The organism is Okeania sp. SIO2B3 (assembly GCF_010672525.1).
In the GTDB taxonomy this organism is placed as follows: Bacteria; Cyanobacteriota; Cyanobacteriia; order Cyanobacteriales; family Microcoleaceae; genus Okeania.
Genome location: NZ_JAAHGH010000002.1, coordinates 92,900 through 110,551 on the forward strand (window position 1 = coordinate 92,900; position 17,652 = coordinate 110,551).

Below are 17,652 nucleotides of genomic sequence, written 5' to 3' on the forward strand. Positions count from 1 at the left end.
GTCAAAACTCAGAAGTCAGAAGTTGGAATTTAGGAGTAGGTACTAAAAGGGTATTTTAGTTTCTTAGTAGCATTATATTATCAAATTAAGATTAAATAGTCAATTACTAATGATGGAAGGAGGAGTCATAATTCAGGAGTTTGAACTGAAAATTTTAATTAACAATAATTTCAGGAGTTGATTTCTATTGTCGTGAAAAAAGCTAATAAAAAGCGGGCGGAAACTTCCGCTGCATATTCACGAAATTGGTCATTTTTATCATAATCAGCGTAATCTTGAACTCCTTTGACAATAATTATGGGAATTTCCTGAATTTCCGCTACTGCACCAATAGCTGCACCTTCCATTTCTACTCCTAATATTTTCCGTTGCATTTTTTCGATACGTTGGAAAAGTTTGGGGTCTTTTTGTACTTTGCTGGTAGTAGCAATTACACCAATATGAATTTGAGGATTTAAGGGGTCTTTGTAATGTTGCTCTGCTAAATATTCTAGTCGTTCATTTTGAATTTCCTTGAGAGCTTTTTTAGTTAATTCTAAAGAGTCTGTTTTTAATGATTCTTGTTTTCTTAAACGTTGAATTACTTCTTTCCAGTCTGGGCATTCTTTGATTTTTTCTGGATGATGCTGAGGAGCAAGATATTTGTATGGTTGTTGTTGATAATCATATAATTTGTTGAGTAACCAACTTTCTTGATGAAGGTAAGATTTTGGTCTAGGAGTTTGAATAGTATTCAGCCAATCTTGGGAGAAATTTTGAATAGGAAATTCCCATTTATGTTTCAGGTTATAGGTGCGAATATCATGGAAGATTTCTTCAGTACGAATTTGTTGATTATCTATTGATTCGTAATGAGCAACAAGTTTACCATAGTCTAGTTTAAAGACTCGATTAGCAACTATTACATCACCTAAAAAAACCTCTTCTTTATTGCCTGCACATACTCCAGTCATTGCTAAACAATGAGGTTTTAATTCGGCAACAAGTCGAGTAGCTAGATTATTAGCATAGTTTTCTCCCATTTCCACAGGTCGCGCTGCTAATATATTTAATTTCTTACCATTTTTATTAGGTAAAGTAGTTTTGTAGTAGGGATAGCCGGAATTATCTTTTAATTCTTGCCAAGTATTTCCAGATTGATTATCACAGTTTTTTAGAGCATCTAATTCATCTTTGAGAGCTGTAATAATTAGAATATCAATTGTTGATGAAGGAGGTTTGGTATCGGGTATTGGTGGAATAGGTGATGGATTATTTGGAGTTGAGGAGGGAATTAAAGTCGTTTTAATGACTTCTCTCAATCTTTTCCATGCTATTTCTCCCTTGAATTGTTCCCAAAATGATGAAGGTTGGTCATAAAAATAAAGTGTGGATTCATCTAAACAGTAAACAATAGGAACTTCATACCATAATAAATCAACATTATCATCGAAAGGATTTTCTTGGCGTATCTTAGTTTGAATTTCTGGGTCTAAATCATTAACAACAGCAATAGAAAAACAAATATTACAAGGTACTCTAAAATTATAAATTTGTGTACCAACAGACGAAGTAGCTCGATCTTTTGCATATTCTAGGCATTGAGTAGAATACTGTCTTAAAGCTTTTGTATTTATAGAGGGCAAATAATCGAGGATAAAAAAGGCATCTCCCCTCATATTAAATGCACCGAAAGGAAGTTCAAAATCAGTTATTTTTCCTATAAGTTCAAACTCAAAGTTTCCATCTTGACTTTGAAGGTTTTTTTGTATATCTAAAGCACCTTGATTTTTAAGATTTTTTTCAATTGTGTTTAAGTAATTATCTAAGCTTTGATTATTAATTTTTATTGTTTCAGGAGGTTGGTTTTGCAGAATTTTTTGAATTTGTAAATTTCCCATTTTATGCAATACTTCTAAATATTGAATATCTCCTTCTTCTAAATAAGAAAATTTTTTTCTAGGTTGATTAGTTACAAAATGTGTAATTAGTAATAGTGGATGATAATAAGGATTTTGGCGAGAGACTCTATAATTTTTTAAATCAGCAACTAATATACTTACAAATTGCTGAGGAGGTAATTTAAAATCTAGGCTATCTATAAAGTAATTATCAATACCAACATTTTGTATAAACGCCCGCCTTTCAGAAATAGAATCAAATTGTTGAAACAATTTTTGGAAGATTGATTCTAGGTGAATAATATTATCTCGGTTTAAAATAGAAAATATTATTGCTTCAGTTGTACTCATTATTTTCTCCTAGATTAAAGTTATGTATTTTTTAGTTTTTGATAGTAAACTACAAGAAAAATTTTCTAAAGGTATATATTTATCAACAGATAGACAGAAGTTAAGCAGTAGGAAGGTTAACTTAAATTGTAGCGAAAAAAGCTAATAAAAAGCGGGGAGAAACTTCCGCTGCATATTTACGAAATTGGTCATTTTGAGGGTTGAGGTTATAGGTGCGAATATCATGGAAGATTTCTTCAGTACGAATTTGTTGATTATCTATAATTACCCCTACTGACTTTTTACTTGCTAAACGCATTTTCAATGCGTCTTAGCTAACTGTTATCTGAGTAAAATAAAATTCTCTATATACTAGGGAATTAAAGTCGTTTCAATGACTTCTCTCAATCTTTTCCATATTACTTCTCCCTTGAATTTTTCCGATAATGACGAAGGTTTATTGTCAAAATAAAGTATGGCTTCATCTAAGCAGTAAATAACAGGAAATTCATACCATAATTTATAAGTATTATAATAATCAAAATCAAAAATATTTTCTTGGCTTATCTTAGTTTTAGTTTCTCGATATAAGTTTTTCACCACAGCTATAGAAAAACAAACATTACAAGGTATTCTACCATTTAAAATATCTGAAAAAACAGATGAAGTAGCTTGATTTTTTCCATATTCTACACATTGAGTAGAATACTGTTTTAAACGTTTTACATTAATAGAAGAAAAATATCTAATAAGAAAAAAAGCATCTCCTTTCATCTTAATTACATCGAAATAAAGTTCAAAATCAGTGATTTTAGCTACACGCTCAAACTCAAACTTTCCATCTTGACTATGAACGTTATTTTGTATATCTAAAGCACCTTGACTTTCAAGGTTTTCCTTAATTTTGTTTAAGTAATTATCTAAGTTTTGATTATTACTTTTTCTTGTTTCAGCAGATTGTTGATTTCTACTTAACAAAAACTTCCTTAAAACTTCAAATGCAAAAGCACTTGCATGACTAGCAGCTAGTTCTTGAGAACCCCCTTCATCTGCCTTACTTTTCCCATCAATTAAATCAGAAATACCCCGAATAATTAACGCCGAAACCTTTTGATTAGCATGAGCAGCTTGCAGAATACCACGACCTTCCATTTCCACAGCTAAAGCATCACCATAATTTTGCTGAAGAAACTTAAACAAATCTGACTCTGTATTTGCAACTACCTTTTCTCCCGCAGCAATAGGAGCAACAAATACACTAGGTTTAGCTGAATCAGAAAGTCTAGCTAACCAATCTGTTTTTCTCGCCTCAGCTTTTGCCCGTTGAATCATATTGTAATTTGAAAGACCAACATCCGGTCTTGGCCTAAAGGTCTCAGCTACCTTACCAGACTCATAACCATAAACCTTAGTAGCAGCAACCACATCTCCCAGTTGGACATCCTTAATTCCTCCAGCTATCCCAACAAATAGAATTACATCAGGCTTAAAATAAGCGATCGCCCTTTCTGCTTCTATTGCTACGGGAGAATTTCCAGTACCAGTATCTACAATACCCACTTCCCACTTTTGACCACCAATAGAAAATTTACCCCTCTCATAAATTGTCCCTTGAGGGTGCATCTCCTCCTCCAAGTCACTGAGATGAGCGCGTACTGCCATATATTCGATACGAATTGCTGTTAAAATAACCGCACAAGCCATACCTTTACCTATTAATTGAACTGCTTTCTATTATGGGTAATTTATTTTGAAATGTGTAAAAATTAAACTGCTTTTCAATAAACTTTAACTCATTTCAAATACAGGTCAATTACTAATGCTTATTGTGAATTTTATCTTCTGGCGATCGCTGATAATAATTTTAGGTTAGTAAGTCAAAAAATTAAATATTTGTAGTGCGGGTATCTTGCTCGCTATAGGAATATTTTATCAAAGTTGAATCTGCTGTATTATTGTTTGGTTTCCTTAGCGTCAACCCAACCTACTGTGTGAAAATTAAACTGCTTTTAGAGGAATTATGAAAAGTTTTTTGATACTGAATTTTGCCCCCCGAGCAAGCCAACTTTGGGGGGAACAAGAGTCAATTTTCTCCTAAAATTCCCCCAAAATTGGGGGATGCGCGGGGGCTTAGATGTAGCAAATGGGACTTTTAATAACTCCTCTTAAATCAACTTTAACTTATTTCCAATACTACTCAATTGCTTTTGTTGCCAACTTATTACTTATTACAGAAAAAAATTTCTATGAACGACCAAAAACCAATACTTCAAGTTTTTCTACTTGAATATGAAAAATTGAAAGATGAACAACTCAAACGTATTGCCTTCCGAGACCAAATAATTTATCTAACACTGGGAATATTTGGCGGAATACTCTCTTTTGCTCTATCAAATAAAACTAATTTTTATGCCCTCTTAGTTATTCCTTGGGTTTGCCTAATTCTCGGTTGGACTTATTTAGTTAATGATGAAAAAATCTCTGCTCTTGGAAAATATATTCGATTGACTCTCACCGAAAAAATCAAAGCACAAATAGATGATTCAGATATCGAATCTATCTTTGGTTGGGAGATTTTTCATAGAAGCGACGAAAGACGAAGAAGGCGAAAAATAGAACAGTTAATTATTGATGAAATTACTTTTGTGTTCTCTGGTTTAGTAGCTTTATTTGCCTTCTGGTCTCTAGGTACAAATCTTTCTCTAGTAATTTATATATTTTGTGCTTTTGAACTTATTCTATTAGTAGTTTTAGGCGTAGAAATTATTATTTATGCCGATCTAACTCAAGGCAGATAGATTTGAAGAATTAAAAATCAATAAAATCTTAGTAGTTATTACTCAAAAAAAGACTCTGTATAGAAATTATGAAAAATTTGATAAATTTGCTTTTATTAATTTTACGCCCAACCTAGTTGTTAGGAACTAATACTCTACTACCTACCTGTACAAAAAATTCACCACTCAAATTACCTTTTCTTTTGTGGCTTTAATACCCCACCGTCAACAGGGATGCTGAAAATTGTTTGGGGTTGCTAAGACACGAAGTGGCGTGTCGGAGACTATCCATAAGCAATTTTCCCTCCCGCCTTCTGCCTTATGCCTTCTGCCTTCTGCCTTATGCCTTCTTCAAGATTACCATCGCACAACTTATGATATTCTAATTTTTTATAGGATGAGTTTGTTGTTATACCGGGAGAAAAGATGTTAACATTCTTGTTTCAATTTGTACTACTTCTATTAGTAGTCTTATCTTTTGTTTTAGTAGTTGGTGTACCTGTTGCCTATGCTTCTCCTCAAATCTGGAGTCAAGGCAAACCTTTGATCTTTATTGGTTCTGGTTTGTGGGTAGCACTGGTAATTGCAGTAGGTGTTTTGAACTTTTTGGTGGTTTAGGCCAACAATTTTGATTTGAGATTGATAGAATCAGACAATTCTATTGGGCAATACCCAGAAAAAACATAGTGTAAGAGGCAAGAGATAGCAAGTTAGTGCTTGTTACTACTTGACTCTTAACTAAACATTTATACTAAAAGTTATTAGCTTTTATCTAAAAAATTTAAGTAAAAAAAGAATTCTAATATGACAGTTTTCGAGGGAACATTTACTCAAACTGAATCCTTACGCTTTGCTATTGTGATTGGTCGCTTCAATGACTTAATTACTGGTAAATTAATTGAGGGTTGTCAAGATTGTTTAAAACGCCATGGTGTAGATCCAAACCCAGAGGGTACTCAAGTAGATTATGTTTGGGTCCCTGGTAGTTTTGAGATTCCTCTAGTCGCCCGTCAACTGGCCATGAATGGTACCTACGATGCAGTAATTTGTTTGGGAGCTGTAATTAAAGGCCAAACTCCTCATTTTGATTATGTAGCTGCTGAAGTATCTAAAGGAATTGCTGCGGCAGCATTTCAAACGGGAGTACCAGTAATTTTTGGCATTGTAACTACAGATACCATGCAACAAGCTCTAGAAAGAGCTGGTATTAAAAGCAATAAGGGTTGGGAATATGCCATGAATGCTCTAGAAATGGCTAGTTTGATGCGTCAAATGAGAGGTGGTATAAATTCCTCATCTAATAATCGTAGTATTACTGGTACAACACAAGCGTTACCCATAACTTCAAACAATTTAGTAGAGTCTGATGTATCTCCAGAAGCTTAACGAAGTCAGAAGTCATAATTCAGAAATCAGAAGTCAAAAGTCAAACCACTCCTAACCCCTCCCAGGAGGGGAAGTAGGGGATTTGAGCAAGGCTCCAAAAACCCGATCGCCTTAAAAGGTGGGGTTGCGCGACCCAATTATTTTGATAAACCAAGCGATCGACAATTTTTGATCGGAAAAAATCTGCTAGGGGGTTGACAAATAAAATTATTTGTGAAATGATGAGTTATAGTTAAAAACTGCGGGTATAGCTCAGTGGTAGAGCGCAACCTTGCCAAGGTTGATGTCGCGCGTTCGAATCGCGTTACCCGCTTAATTTAAGTTAAAACTTTTATCTAATAGAGCCTAAGTTTGTCTATTAAATAGTTAGAACAATGAAATATCAAGAATAAAACTTCTTCCTTGATCCTTATTTACTCTTGCTTCTGCTATAAGTTAGAATTGAGATGATATACCTATGCTGATTATTAGATTGTCTTTTCTCTATCAAAAATGGGGCGAGAGGACTCCCGATAAATCGAAGATTATACCGGGAGATGAATCGCCACCAAACAAACAATAAGCACCCCATCATCGAGGTGTCACTGCGGTCGGGCAGATCGTAGAATAAATTGACTGTGTAGGCGTACTGTCAGGGGCTGGCAACAGTCTAGATAAGTGCCATTCAAGCAGTAAACCTAAATCGTGAGGTTTGGGAATCTCCCATTATAATATTTGATTTAACGGGAGAGAATGTCAACAACGCCAGTTCTACGATTACTTTGCGACCTCAAAAAGCTCTGAAAATTGATTTGAATGGAGATTACCCCTGTCCATGTCGGCGTAGGGGTCACTTAATTGCAATAGCCCTGACAGATGCCTTTGGCTGTAATCGCTGTCAGCAAATATTTGTGGTAAATGAAAGTGGCGATACTATTGAACAACTCTCCACTCACTATCCCTACAAACCAGCTTGGCGATGGACAGGCAAACATTGGAATCGTGCCTATTCTAATTGGAGAGCGCATTATTTACCAATAGCTCTAGTAATGATTTTAGTCCCATTAGTGATTTGGCTGCCTCTGGCCTTACACTCTCCTGGCTCTAATATAATTATTTGGGCACTGGTGGCAGTGGTTTTGGCTATGCTTCCTGCCTTGATTGTTTGGCTTGCTTATAGACGGTGATTTGAGTAGGGGAGTGTTCAACAATTAATAATTAATAATTAATAATTAATAATTACTTCTCCTTGAAAAGAAGAGAATTTACTCAAAGGAAAATTTTTTGTTTTTTCTCCTTTTAAGGATAGACTTTAAACCTTAATTTTTCAGTAAACATAACAGTAATTTGGTAGTCCTGCTCGCGTAATGATATACAGGAAAAAGGAATACCCTTCAATAATTAATAATTAATAATTAATAATTAATAATTACCTCTCCTTAAAAAGAAAAGATCAGACTCAAAGGAAATTTTTTTCTTGTTTCTCCTTTAAAGGAGAGGCTTCAAACCTTAATTATTTGGTCATGGGAGCAAGATGCTCCCACTGTTCTCGTAACAAAAATAATTACAATGCACGACCATTACAATGCACCACCACCAAGTAATTAACATGAACTGACTAATAATTATCGAAAAGGTTATTATTTCTGTGTTAATTATTGAATAATTGAAGCTTCAACTAATTTTATTGATCAGGGGAGTAGATAGCAGGGAATAGTGGGAAATTTCAGACATTTTCAAGATAATGAAGAAGAGTATTTTTACAGCATATTCTAAGCATATAAAGTACAGATATTAACAATTAAATATTTATAGTGCAGACATCTTGCCCGCAATGGTTGTACCTCACTAAAATGGGTCTGCTGTATTATAGCAATGTGCACTGGCATATTTACAAATTACAAGAACTGTCCAATAGCTAAAAGTCTTACAATATCGGTTTTTTATTCCTCCAGATGAGCTGTTGCCTGTTGCCTGTTGCCTGTTGCCTGCGCACAGCGCTATACTATTAATGAGACCTAATATCACCCTAGCAAAGCAAAAAAAGATGAAGTATTAAAGCAGAAAATAAGTAAGCATTTTGGAGGAGATACTTACAAAAATAAACCTATATGAAAAGCATCATATAGGGTAAAAAAATTAATTTAGGACTCTTATAGCAGTCGAAGTAAAGGTTAGGATAGTTCAAAAGAAAACTCAGACAACGTGAGAATTTTACTTCTTACTTCTTCCTTCTTCCTTCTTTTTTCTTCCTTCTGCTATGCTATTTTGTTGCTAGTTTCACATCAGTTGCTAAACCAAAAACTTGTAATAATTGAATCATCATCCAAGTCGTATCAATTTCCCACCATTGCAAACCATGACGTGCAGAATACTGAAAAGCATGATGGTTATTGTGCCAACCTTCACCATAAGTTAATACGGCCACCCACCAACAATTAGTCGAAGAATCACCAGCATCATAAGTACGATAACCAAACTTATGAGTGGCACTATTAACTAACCAAGTGCAATGAAAAACAGCAACTATTCTGAAGAAAATACCCCAAACTACAAAAGGCAAACCTCCTATAAGGAAAAGTAAAATGCCAAAAGCAAACTGAATGGGAATAAAGTTTACTTGCAAAAACTTATAAACAGGATCGTCTGCTATATCTTTGGTATAGCGAGGAACTTCCGATCTGATTGGTAGATGATGAAGCATCCAACCCATATGACTCCACCAAAACCCACGATGGGAGTCATGGGGGTCTTGTTCATTATCTGAATGTAGGTGATGAATACGATGTAAACCTACCCAGTCACAAACTCCACCTTGACAGGCAAGTGTACCGCAAAAAACTAAGAAGTATTCTAGCCACTTGGGAGTTTTAAAGCTGCGGTGTGTCACCATACGATGAAAGCCTAATGTAATACCTAGACCACCTGTAATCCAATGTAATAATAAGGCTAGGCCAACTGCAGTCCAACTAAAGTTACTGGGAAATAGGGCAAACAAGGCTCCAATGTGCAGGAATGCCATAAAGCCTATGATGCTCCAATCAACGGAAAGTTTTTCTGATGCTGAAATTGTCATGAAAATCTCTAGGTTAAGAACTAAATAGCTCAAAAGGAGCTAGCTTAAATCAAAGCAAATTTATATGTTCGTATAGGATATGGAAAATATTTTGGTAATAACTACTTAATCTATATCTATTAATTCAGAAGCAGAAAGTTAAAAAATATTCTTATGCCAAAATCCAGGTATTTTAAGTGTTTAAGTTTAGATTCCTAACTAATAATACAGGATAATTTTTCTTAAACCAAGCTACTATAAATATACTAAATAAATATAGTAAAATCTCTAAGTTTTAGTAATTGACTATGAAAATTTGATTAATAAAAAAAGTCAATTACTATTTTTACATTGAGTAAAACACTGCTTTGTTTTTTGAGTTTTTTTACTTCAAAATTGTCATAATTTTTTGATGACACTTTGTTCAAAAAAAAAAGCACAGCGTCAATATCTAAAATTAACTATTTGTTTAAAAAGTAATTTTAGGTTTTATGGTGAATTTGAGTATTAACAAAAATTTACACTTTGTTTAGCATATCACAAATCAAACAAATTAAATTAAAAATGAGCAGCACTAAATATCTACAAACAGCAGAACAAGAGTTATTTCCCATATTTTCCGATATTGATAGCTTAGTCAAGCAAAATCTCAGACGAGTTATAGATGCTTTTCGGGAGCATCGGGTAGGTGTCCATCACTTTGCAGGAGTTACTGGTTATGGCCATGACGATTTAGGACGGGAAACTTTGGACAAGGTCTTTGCTCAGGTTATGGGGGCTGAGGCAGCAGCGGTAAGGGTCCAATTTGTTTCTGGAACTCATGCGATCGCCTGTGCTTTGTTTGGCACTCTTAGGCCAGGGGATGAAATGTTGTCTGTGGTGGGTTCTCCTTACGATACTTTGGAGGAGGTTATTGGTCTGAGGGAGGAGGGTCAAGGTTCTCTGAAAGATTTTGGTGTTAGTTATCGGGAATTGCCGTTAACTGAGACTGGTGCAATAGATTGGCGAGGGTTGGAGTCTGCTATTACTGAGAAGACTCGTCTGGCTTTGATTCAACGTTCTTGTGGTTATTCTTGGCGGGCTAGTTTGTCTATTGCAGATATTGAGAAAATTGTCAAGATAGTTAAGGAACAAAATCCTCGGACAGTTTGTTTTGTGGATAACTGTTATGGGGAGTTTATTGAAGAGCGGGAACCTCTTGTGGTGGGAGCTGATTTAGTGGCGGGGTCTTTAATTAAAAATCCTGGTGGTACTATAGTTCCGGCTGGTGGGTATGTGGCGGGTAGGGAAGATTTGGTGGAAGCTGCTGCTTGTCGGTTAACTGCTCCTGGTATTGGTAGTAGTGGTGGGGCAACTTTTGAGCAGAATAGGTTGTTGTTTCAAGGTTTATTTTTGGCGCCTCAAATGGTGGGGGAGGCGATGAAGGGTAATCATTTGACGGCTTATGTTTTTGATAAGTTGGGTTATGCTGTTAATCCTCTTCCTTTTGAAAAACGACGGGATGTTATTCAGGGGATAAAGTTGGGTTCCCCGGAGAAGTTAATTGCTTTTTGTCGAGCTATTCAGCAATATTCGCCTGTGGGGTCTTATTTAGATCCGGTACCTGCACCGATGCCTGGATATGAAAGTCAGTTGGTTATGGCGGGGGGGACTTTTATTGATGGGGCGACTTCTGAATTTTCGGCGGATGGTCCTTTGAGGGAACCTTATGTGGTGTTTTGTCAGGGGGGAACTCATTGGACTCATGTGGCGATCGCTCTGGAGGCGGCTATTGAGGCGGTAGGGTTTTTTTGAAGTCAGAAGTTAAAAGTTAAAAGTCAAAAGTTAGAATTTTTTAATTATGAAATTTTTCCTTTTATTACTATTGAACAATAGTGGTTTTATTTGCTGAAGCTCCTAGAGATATGAGGATGAAATTTTTTCCTTTTATTACTATTGAACAATAGTGGTTTCATTTGCTGAAGCTTCTGGAGGTGGAGGATGGAAATTTTCTCTTTTATTACTATTGAACAATAGTATTTTCATTTACTGAAGCTCCCGGAGATGGAGGGTGAAATTTTTCTCTTTTATTACTATTGAACAATAGTAGTTTCATTTACTGAAGCTTCCGGAGGTGAAGGATGAAAATTTTTCCTTTTATTACTATTGAACAATAGTATTTTCATTTGCTGAAGCTTCTGGAGATGGAGGATGAGGTTTTTCTCTTTTATTACTATTGAACAATAGTATTTTCATTTGCTGAAGCTCCTGGAGGTGGAGGATGAAATTTTTCTCTTTATATTACTATTGAACAATAGTAGTTTCATTTGCTGAAGCTCTCGGAGGTGGAGGATGGAATTTTTCCTTTTATTACTATTGAACAATAGTGGTTTCATTTACTGAAGATCCTGGAGATGGAGGATGGAATTTTTCCTTTTATTACTATTGAACAATAGTGGTTTCATTTGCTGAAGCTCTCGGAGGTGGAGGATGAAATTTTTCTCTTTTATTGCGGATAGAGCAATAGTGGTTTCATTTGCTGAAGCTCTCGGAGGTGGAGGATGAAATTTTTCTCTTTTATTGCGGATAGAGCAATAGTGGTTTCATTTACTTAAGCTTCTGGGGAGGATAAAATTTTTCCTTTTATTGCGGATAGAGTAATAGTGGTTTCATTTGCTGAAGCTCTCGGAGGTGGAGGATGAAATTTTTCTCTTTTATTGCGGATAGAGCAATAGTGGTTTCATTTGCTGAAGCTCCTGGAGGTGGAGGATGGAATTTTTCTCTTCTATTGCGGATATAGCAATAGTGGTTTCATTTACTGAAGCTCTCGGAGATGGAGGATGGAATTTTTCTCTTCTATTGCGTATAGAGCAATAGTGGTTTCATTTGCTGAAGCTCCTGGAGGTGGAGGATGACATTTTTCTCTTCTATTGCGTATAGAACAATAGTATTTTCATTTGCTGAAGCTCCTGGAGGTAGAGGATGAAATTTTTCCTTTTATTGCGGATATAGCAATGTTAAATGATTTCTATAATAGGCTTAGTTAATTTATCGGAGTTTATTCAAATGGATAATGAGATGGATAATGAGAATCTAGAAATTCCACCTTTTTCTATTAATAGAAAGAACCCTTCAATCAATCTGCCTATAAACATGGAGGCTTTTAAAGAGTTCGTGGTTTCTCTTCTGGGTAAACCAGAGTCGGTTGAGGGATATGTAGAAGGTGCATTTGAGATAGGTTTTAGAGGATTTGAACAGCTTAATTACATAATTGATGACAGAATAACAAAGCAGAACCAGAAATAACCAACTACAAACCATAATAATTTCCACTATTTACTTAACACCAATTCCGCGACTAAAGGCAAATGGTCTGAACCTGTAGTTGACAAAACTTCAGCAGATTTAGAAACCCAATGATTTGAATACCAAATATAGTCAATTCTCAACAGAGGATAATTCAATTTCCAGGTAGAATTTGGAATTAGAAAATCCAGACGCCACCCCGCAGGCCAAGTTAAACCAAAACCCATTCCTGATACTCGAAAAGAATCATTTAATACTTGTCTTAAATAATAGTAGTCCTCAGATTGTTCGCTCATATTAAAATCACCCGCCACAATAACTGGCAAACTTTCTTTTTTTAGTCGTTCTATTAAGTCTTGAATTTCTAGCGATCGCTCATCAAATTCATAAACTGGAATTGTCAAAAAAGGTAAAATTTTCCGAAGTCGAATCCAAGGTGAAATTGTTTGAATATTATAGACAACTATTAGCTTTTCCTTAATTTTAATAATTGCTCGTTGTTGAACTTCTGAATGACCTGCTAAGTGTAGATTTTCCTGAAATTCTATAGGATATCTGCTGAGAATAGCTGCTCTATAACCTTTAATATCATCTGAAGTTTGATAAGGATATTCAGCTTTTAATTTAGGAAAGGATTTTGTAATATGATTTCTGGTAATTTCTTGTAAAAATACAATGTCTGGTTTTTCTCGTTTGATTATTTCTACTAGGGTTTCGGTTTCAGTCTTATGCCAACTATTATTTAAGGAGAAAATTTTCAGAGGTTGAGTATTTGCTGCGGAAATAGTTTGAGGAGAAAAATATTGTGTATGTAACCAACCAATAAGCAGCAGACAAGCAATAGATGAAACTATCAAAAACCAACGTTTTTTTATAATTAAAAATGCCGGGAGTGGCAGAATTAATATTGGGAAAAGAATTAAAGGGATAAAATTTCCAATTAAAGCTATTAGCCAGAATTTATCCCAGAATATTAGTCGGAGTATGAAGTAAATTAAAATTAATCCTGAATAACTATAGACAAATACTTTGGTAATTATTTGTAAAAGTAAGAAGAGATTCATTTGCCCATTGCCTCCAAACCTATTTACAAAAAAAGTAAGATTTGAGTTTTTTTCTTCCTTCTTCCTTCTTCTTTCTTTAAAACTTTCTTCCTTCTTTAAAAATCAGTTTTCCCTTCTTCCTTCTTCCTTCTTTTCTCTTCCTTCTTTAAAACAGCTTCTCTAAAACCTAGCACTACTAAAATATTAGATAGTGTTAGAAATACTTCTGCACTACCATGTAACCAATCAATATTTGCTAAGGCTTCGCTATAAACTTGTTTAGCATAAATTCCGGCGGGAATAGTTACACCTACAAATACTAAAGTTCCATAAAATCCAATTAAGGCTAAACGGGGTGTTTTGCCTGAACGAGTGAGAAACCAAAGAAAGCCTAAATAGGGAAATAGAGAAAGAGCAAACAGAGTATCTTTAGAAATCATATTTTTAGGAGTATAAAAAATTTTGTTGTATTAAGTAGCTAGTAGTCTAGAGTCAGGAGTGAGTATTTCAAAGACTCTAAATTTACAGATTTAAAACTATAACGTTATAGATTATCTGGTGTGGGATGCTGAAAAATAGCTTACTTCTGAATATATGTAATTTGTCAAAAAATTATAGTCTCTAGTCTAGATTCAGTTCTCAGTATTCTAAATACTCTCTCAAAACTATAACGTTATAGATATATAAGTCTGGAGTGCTGAAAAATAGCTCACTTCTGAATATATGTAATTTGTCAAAAAATTATAGTCTCTAGTCTAGATTCAGTTCTCAGTATTCTAAATACTCTCTCAAAACTATAACGTTACAGATATATAGTCTGAAGCGGGGAAAAATCACTCACTTCTGAATCTCTGTAATTTGTCAAAAAATCATAGTCTCTAGTCTAGATTCAGTTCTCAGTATTCTAAATACTCTCTCAAAACTATAACGTTACAGATATATAGTCTGAAGCGGGGAAAAATCACTCACTTCTGAATCTCTGTAATTTGTCAAAAAATCATAGTCTCTAGTCTAGAGTCAGTTCTCAGTATTCTAAATACTCTCTCAAAACTATAACGTTACAGATATATAGTCTGAAGCGGGGAAAAATCACTCACTTCTGAATCTCTGTAATTTGTCAAAAAATCATAGTCTCTAGTCTAGAGTCAGTTCTCAGTATTCTAAATACTCTCTCAAAACTATAACGTTACAGATATATAGTCTGAAGCTCTGAAAAATAGCTCACTTGTGAATATCTGTAATTTGTCAAAAAATAATAGTCTCTAGTCTAGAGTAAGTGTCGTACCGAAAAATTAACTCTCGCCACTTTCTTCTTGCTTTTCACTACTAGAAAATATCCACCAAGCAGCAGCTAATAGAGTAAAATTTCCCAACAAAGTCATTGAAGCTTGAAGAGTAACCAACCATTCCAAATTTGGGTCATTATCAAAATAATGCCAAGTACAGGCACACATCGCACTTACCAATGCAGGTAACATGGCAAAAGATAAACCATACCAGGCACGGTTATTAGTGACATTGCCATAGAGAGAAATAAACCAAATGGCAGCTATCCATTCAATAACGCTAGAAATATGAATAATCCAAGTAGGAATTGATAAAGCGTGCATATCTAAAAAATCTGAAAATTTAAGTATCAACTTTGGTATTCTACAAGGCTATATCAAAAGAATAATTACTCAGACAAATGCGAGCAATTTTATCTGGTTACTACGGAAAAGGTAATAGTGGAGATGAGGCATTATTAGCATCTTTGTTGCAGATGTTGCCCGATAATATTCAACCTTATGTTTTGTCTGGCAACCCCATCGAAACTCAAAAACAATATCAAGTCGAAGCGGGCGATCGCCTCAATACTTTTACCATTCTCCAGGCAATGAAACGTTCGGATATATTTATCTGGGGGGGTGGAAGTCTGATTCAAGATGCTACAAGTATTGCCAGTCCTTTTTATTATGCCGGATTAATGGGAATTGCTCAAAAAATGGGCTTAAAAACAATTGCCTGGGCACAGGGTATTGGGCCATTACATCATCAAAGTACCCAATTTTTGGCAAAGCAATGTTTTAAGGGTTGTACTGCGGTTAGTGTCAGAGATGCCAATTCGGCAAAAATAGTTGCCAAGTGGGAGATTCCTTTTACTTTAGCTCCGGACCCAGTTTGGGCTTTGGAAAGTTCCTCTGTCCCCGGTCTTTGGGATTTACCTGCACCGAGAGTAGCGGTTTGTTTGAGACCTCACCCACAACTTACTCCGGCACGTTTAGCAATTTTAACTGAGGCTTTGGTTTCTTTTCAAAAGGCAACTAAAGCGTTTATTTTGTTGTTGCCTTTTCAACCGATAAAGGATTTAAAAATTGCTGAATCTATTCATAACAAATTGCCTAATCATAGCAAGATTTTAACTATAGAAGACCCTAGAGTTTTGAAGGGAGTTTTTCGGGGTGTGGAAATGGTAATAGGTATGCGTTTTCACAGTTTAATTATGGGTTCTGCGGAGGAATGTCGTTGTTTTGCTATTAGTTACGACCCGAAAGTTAGTCAGTTAATGACTGAGTTGGAAATGCCTGGATGGGAATTAGCTGAATTGCCGGAAGATGCAAATTTAATTAGTAAGATGTGGATTGAAAATTATGCGAATGGGGATGCTTTGTTTCCAGAAAGAATAAATTTTTTGAGAGAGCGATCGCTAATTCATCAAGAGGTATTATCTTCAATTAATAATTAACAATTAATAATTAATAATTGTAAGCATTTCCTGCGGAATGCTGCGCAAACAGCAGTCAGCTATCAGCTATCAGTTATCATACCAAATTGATAAATGTTTGCTACAAGTAGTTAGGGTATTGATTATAATTTCCGTTTGTCATGCTCCGCAAACATAATTTAGAATTTAGAATGCACTTGGGGATAGATTGAATACCATTTTTGATGTTGCAAATTACCTTTTTCGTGAAACAGACTTGATCTGAAAGTCTTTTTATGGTGCTTATTATTCGTAACATTCTTTTTTCAAAATGGTATCAACTATCAGCTTTATTAATCTTTAGTGGAAAATTTAATTTTGCTGTTCTTGTGCTTCAATTTTTTGTTTAAAAATGTCGTAGAAGTTAAGCAAATGCTTGCTTCATTTATTAAAAAGTTGTTTGCGCAGCATTCCGCACCGAAGAGCTGACCGCGAGCTAGCTGTTTGCGCAGCATTCCGCAGGAAATGCTTACTAATAATTAGGGCTTGCTGATTAAATATCAAAACATTGACATACAGCAGAAAAATTGAGCGACAATTCTTTCGACTGCCTTCCCTGTAATACCATTACGGTTGCAGGACTGCAAAAATCTGGAAAAACTTCCACAATGAGTAGATAGAAGTCGTGCATTCTCAAGTCTGAATTATGATTCTTGATTTATCATTTTATTTTGTTTAGTAAATAGAACGTTAAATACATGGGATCTTTGATAATAATTACCGATAGTTAACTTAACTAGCTGATTAATTTTGTCTGAGGTAATTAAATAAGTTTCATATTTTAATGAACCCATAAATTCTCTTAATTCTGTTTCATTAGTTCCCATTTGTTGTAATCCAAATCTATTAATTTCACAAATAATATAGGGAACATCATACTGATAAAGTGTATTTACCCAATAATTAAGGTTTAAAGCCTCTCCTTTAAAGGAAAAACAAGAAAAAATTTTCCTTTTATTCAATCCTCTCCCTAAAAGGAAGAGGTAATTATCAATTATCCATTATCAATTATTAATTATTGAACTTTGATGCCTACTGTTTTTGCAGCTAAAACAGAATAATATCCAATATGAGCGCCAATATCAATAAAACAGTCACCATTTTGTAGGAATTTCCGAATTAATTGGAAAATTTCAGATTCATAAGCTCGCCCTTTTTGAACAGAGTCAAGCAT

General features: G+C 34.9%; 16 protein-coding genes and 1 tRNA gene. 8 read left to right on the plus strand and 9 right to left on the minus strand.

The genetic code is table 11. The features are described 5' to 3' along the window. Positions 1–170 precede the first annotated feature (170 nt). From F6K15_RS01605 to F6K15_RS01615, 3 genes are all read right to left on the minus strand, one after another. Positions 171–2,231: a hypothetical protein gene (locus F6K15_RS01605; protein ID WP_293056248.1), complete on the minus strand. Its 2,061-nt coding sequence runs from the start codon at positions 2,229–2,231 to the stop codon at positions 171–173. A 121-nt stretch (positions 2,232–2,352) separates the two neighbouring features. Further along, the gene (locus F6K15_RS01610) at positions 2,353–2,529 is read right to left on the minus strand and encodes a hypothetical protein (RefSeq protein ID WP_293056250.1); all 177 of its coding nucleotides are present in this window, start codon (positions 2,527–2,529) and stop codon (positions 2,353–2,355) included. Positions 2,530–2,582: 53 nt separating this feature from the next. After that, positions 2,583–3,914 carry a 5'-methylthioadenosine/S-adenosylhomocysteine nucleosidase gene (locus tag F6K15_RS01615; RefSeq protein ID WP_293056253.1) on the minus strand — a complete coding sequence of 444 codons (1,332 nt, stop codon included), beginning with the start codon at positions 3,912–3,914 and terminating at the stop codon, positions 2,583–2,585. Between the two features lie 542 nt (positions 3,915–4,456). On the opposite strand from F6K15_RS01615, the gene F6K15_RS01620 reads away from it, so the two are divergent. The 5 genes from F6K15_RS01620 (at position 4,457) to F6K15_RS01640 (ending at position 7,539) form a co-directional block, all read left to right on the plus strand. Beyond that, positions 4,457–5,008, plus strand: coding sequence for a hypothetical protein (locus F6K15_RS01620; RefSeq protein WP_293056254.1), 552 nt, complete (start codon positions 4,457–4,459; stop codon positions 5,006–5,008). A 405-nt stretch (positions 5,009–5,413) separates the two neighbouring features. Continuing rightward, positions 5,414–5,605 (plus strand): photosystem II reaction center protein PsbZ, encoded by a 192-nt coding sequence (gene psbZ, locus F6K15_RS01625; protein ID WP_293056255.1) that lies wholly within the window; start codon positions 5,414–5,416, stop codon positions 5,603–5,605. 186 nt (positions 5,606–5,791) lie between these two features. Then, positions 5,792–6,373, plus strand: coding sequence for a 6,7-dimethyl-8-ribityllumazine synthase (gene ribH, locus F6K15_RS01630; RefSeq protein WP_293056257.1), 582 nt, complete (start codon positions 5,792–5,794; stop codon positions 6,371–6,373). 241 nt (positions 6,374–6,614) lie between these two features. Next, positions 6,615–6,686, plus strand: a tRNA-Gly gene (locus F6K15_RS01635). Between the two features lie 448 nt (positions 6,687–7,134). Beyond that, positions 7,135–7,539, plus strand: a complete 405-nt coding sequence (locus F6K15_RS01640; protein ID WP_293056259.1) for a hypothetical protein — start codon at positions 7,135–7,137, stop codon at positions 7,537–7,539. 1,076 nt (positions 7,540–8,615) lie between these two features. Here the strand turns inward: F6K15_RS01640 and F6K15_RS01645 are convergent. Next, positions 8,616–9,428, minus strand: a complete 813-nt coding sequence (locus F6K15_RS01645; protein ID WP_293056261.1) for an acyl-CoA desaturase — start codon at positions 9,426–9,428, stop codon at positions 8,616–8,618. A gap of 543 nt (positions 9,429–9,971) precedes the next feature. Here F6K15_RS01645 and F6K15_RS01650 point away from each other — a divergent pair. Together F6K15_RS01650 and F6K15_RS01655 are read left to right on the plus strand one after the other, a co-directional pair. Continuing rightward, positions 9,972–11,201: a methionine gamma-lyase family protein gene (locus tag F6K15_RS01650; RefSeq protein ID WP_293056263.1), complete on the plus strand. Its 1,230-nt coding sequence runs from the start codon at positions 9,972–9,974 to the stop codon at positions 11,199–11,201. Between the two features lie 1,251 nt (positions 11,202–12,452). Then, on the plus strand, positions 12,453–12,692 hold the full coding sequence (locus F6K15_RS01655) for a hypothetical protein (protein WP_293056265.1): 240 nt from the start codon (positions 12,453–12,455) through the stop codon (positions 12,690–12,692). Between the two features lie 26 nt (positions 12,693–12,718). On the opposite strand, the gene F6K15_RS01660 is transcribed toward F6K15_RS01655, so the two are convergent. The 3 genes from F6K15_RS01660 to F6K15_RS01670 form a co-directional block, all read right to left on the minus strand. Then, positions 12,719–13,756 carry an endonuclease/exonuclease/phosphatase family protein gene (locus F6K15_RS01660; RefSeq protein ID WP_293056267.1) on the minus strand — a complete coding sequence of 346 codons (1,038 nt, stop codon included), beginning with the start codon at positions 13,754–13,756 and terminating at the stop codon, positions 12,719–12,721. 95 nt (positions 13,757–13,851) lie between these two features. Next, positions 13,852–14,175, minus strand: a complete 324-nt coding sequence (locus tag F6K15_RS01665; protein WP_293056270.1) for a DUF3593 domain-containing protein — start codon at positions 14,173–14,175, stop codon at positions 13,852–13,854. 852 nt (positions 14,176–15,027) lie between these two features. Next, positions 15,028–15,345, minus strand: a complete 318-nt coding sequence (locus tag F6K15_RS01670) for a DUF2499 domain-containing protein (protein WP_293057123.1) — start codon at positions 15,343–15,345, stop codon at positions 15,028–15,030. 77 nt (positions 15,346–15,422) lie between these two features. Between F6K15_RS01670 and csaB the strand changes: the two genes are divergently transcribed. Further along, positions 15,423–16,460, plus strand: coding sequence for a polysaccharide pyruvyl transferase CsaB (gene csaB, locus F6K15_RS01675; protein ID WP_293056272.1), 1,038 nt, complete (start codon positions 15,423–15,425; stop codon positions 16,458–16,460). Between the two features lie 662 nt (positions 16,461–17,122). On the opposite strand, the gene F6K15_RS01680 is transcribed toward csaB, so the two are convergent. Then, entirely contained in the window at positions 17,123–17,305 is a 183-nt protein-coding gene (locus tag F6K15_RS01680) for a hypothetical protein (RefSeq protein WP_293056274.1), read from the minus strand. A gap of 188 nt (positions 17,306–17,493) precedes the next feature. Further along, the gene (locus F6K15_RS01685) at positions 17,494–17,652 is read right to left on the minus strand and encodes a hypothetical protein (protein ID WP_293056277.1); all 159 of its coding nucleotides are present in this window, start codon (positions 17,650–17,652) and stop codon (positions 17,494–17,496) included.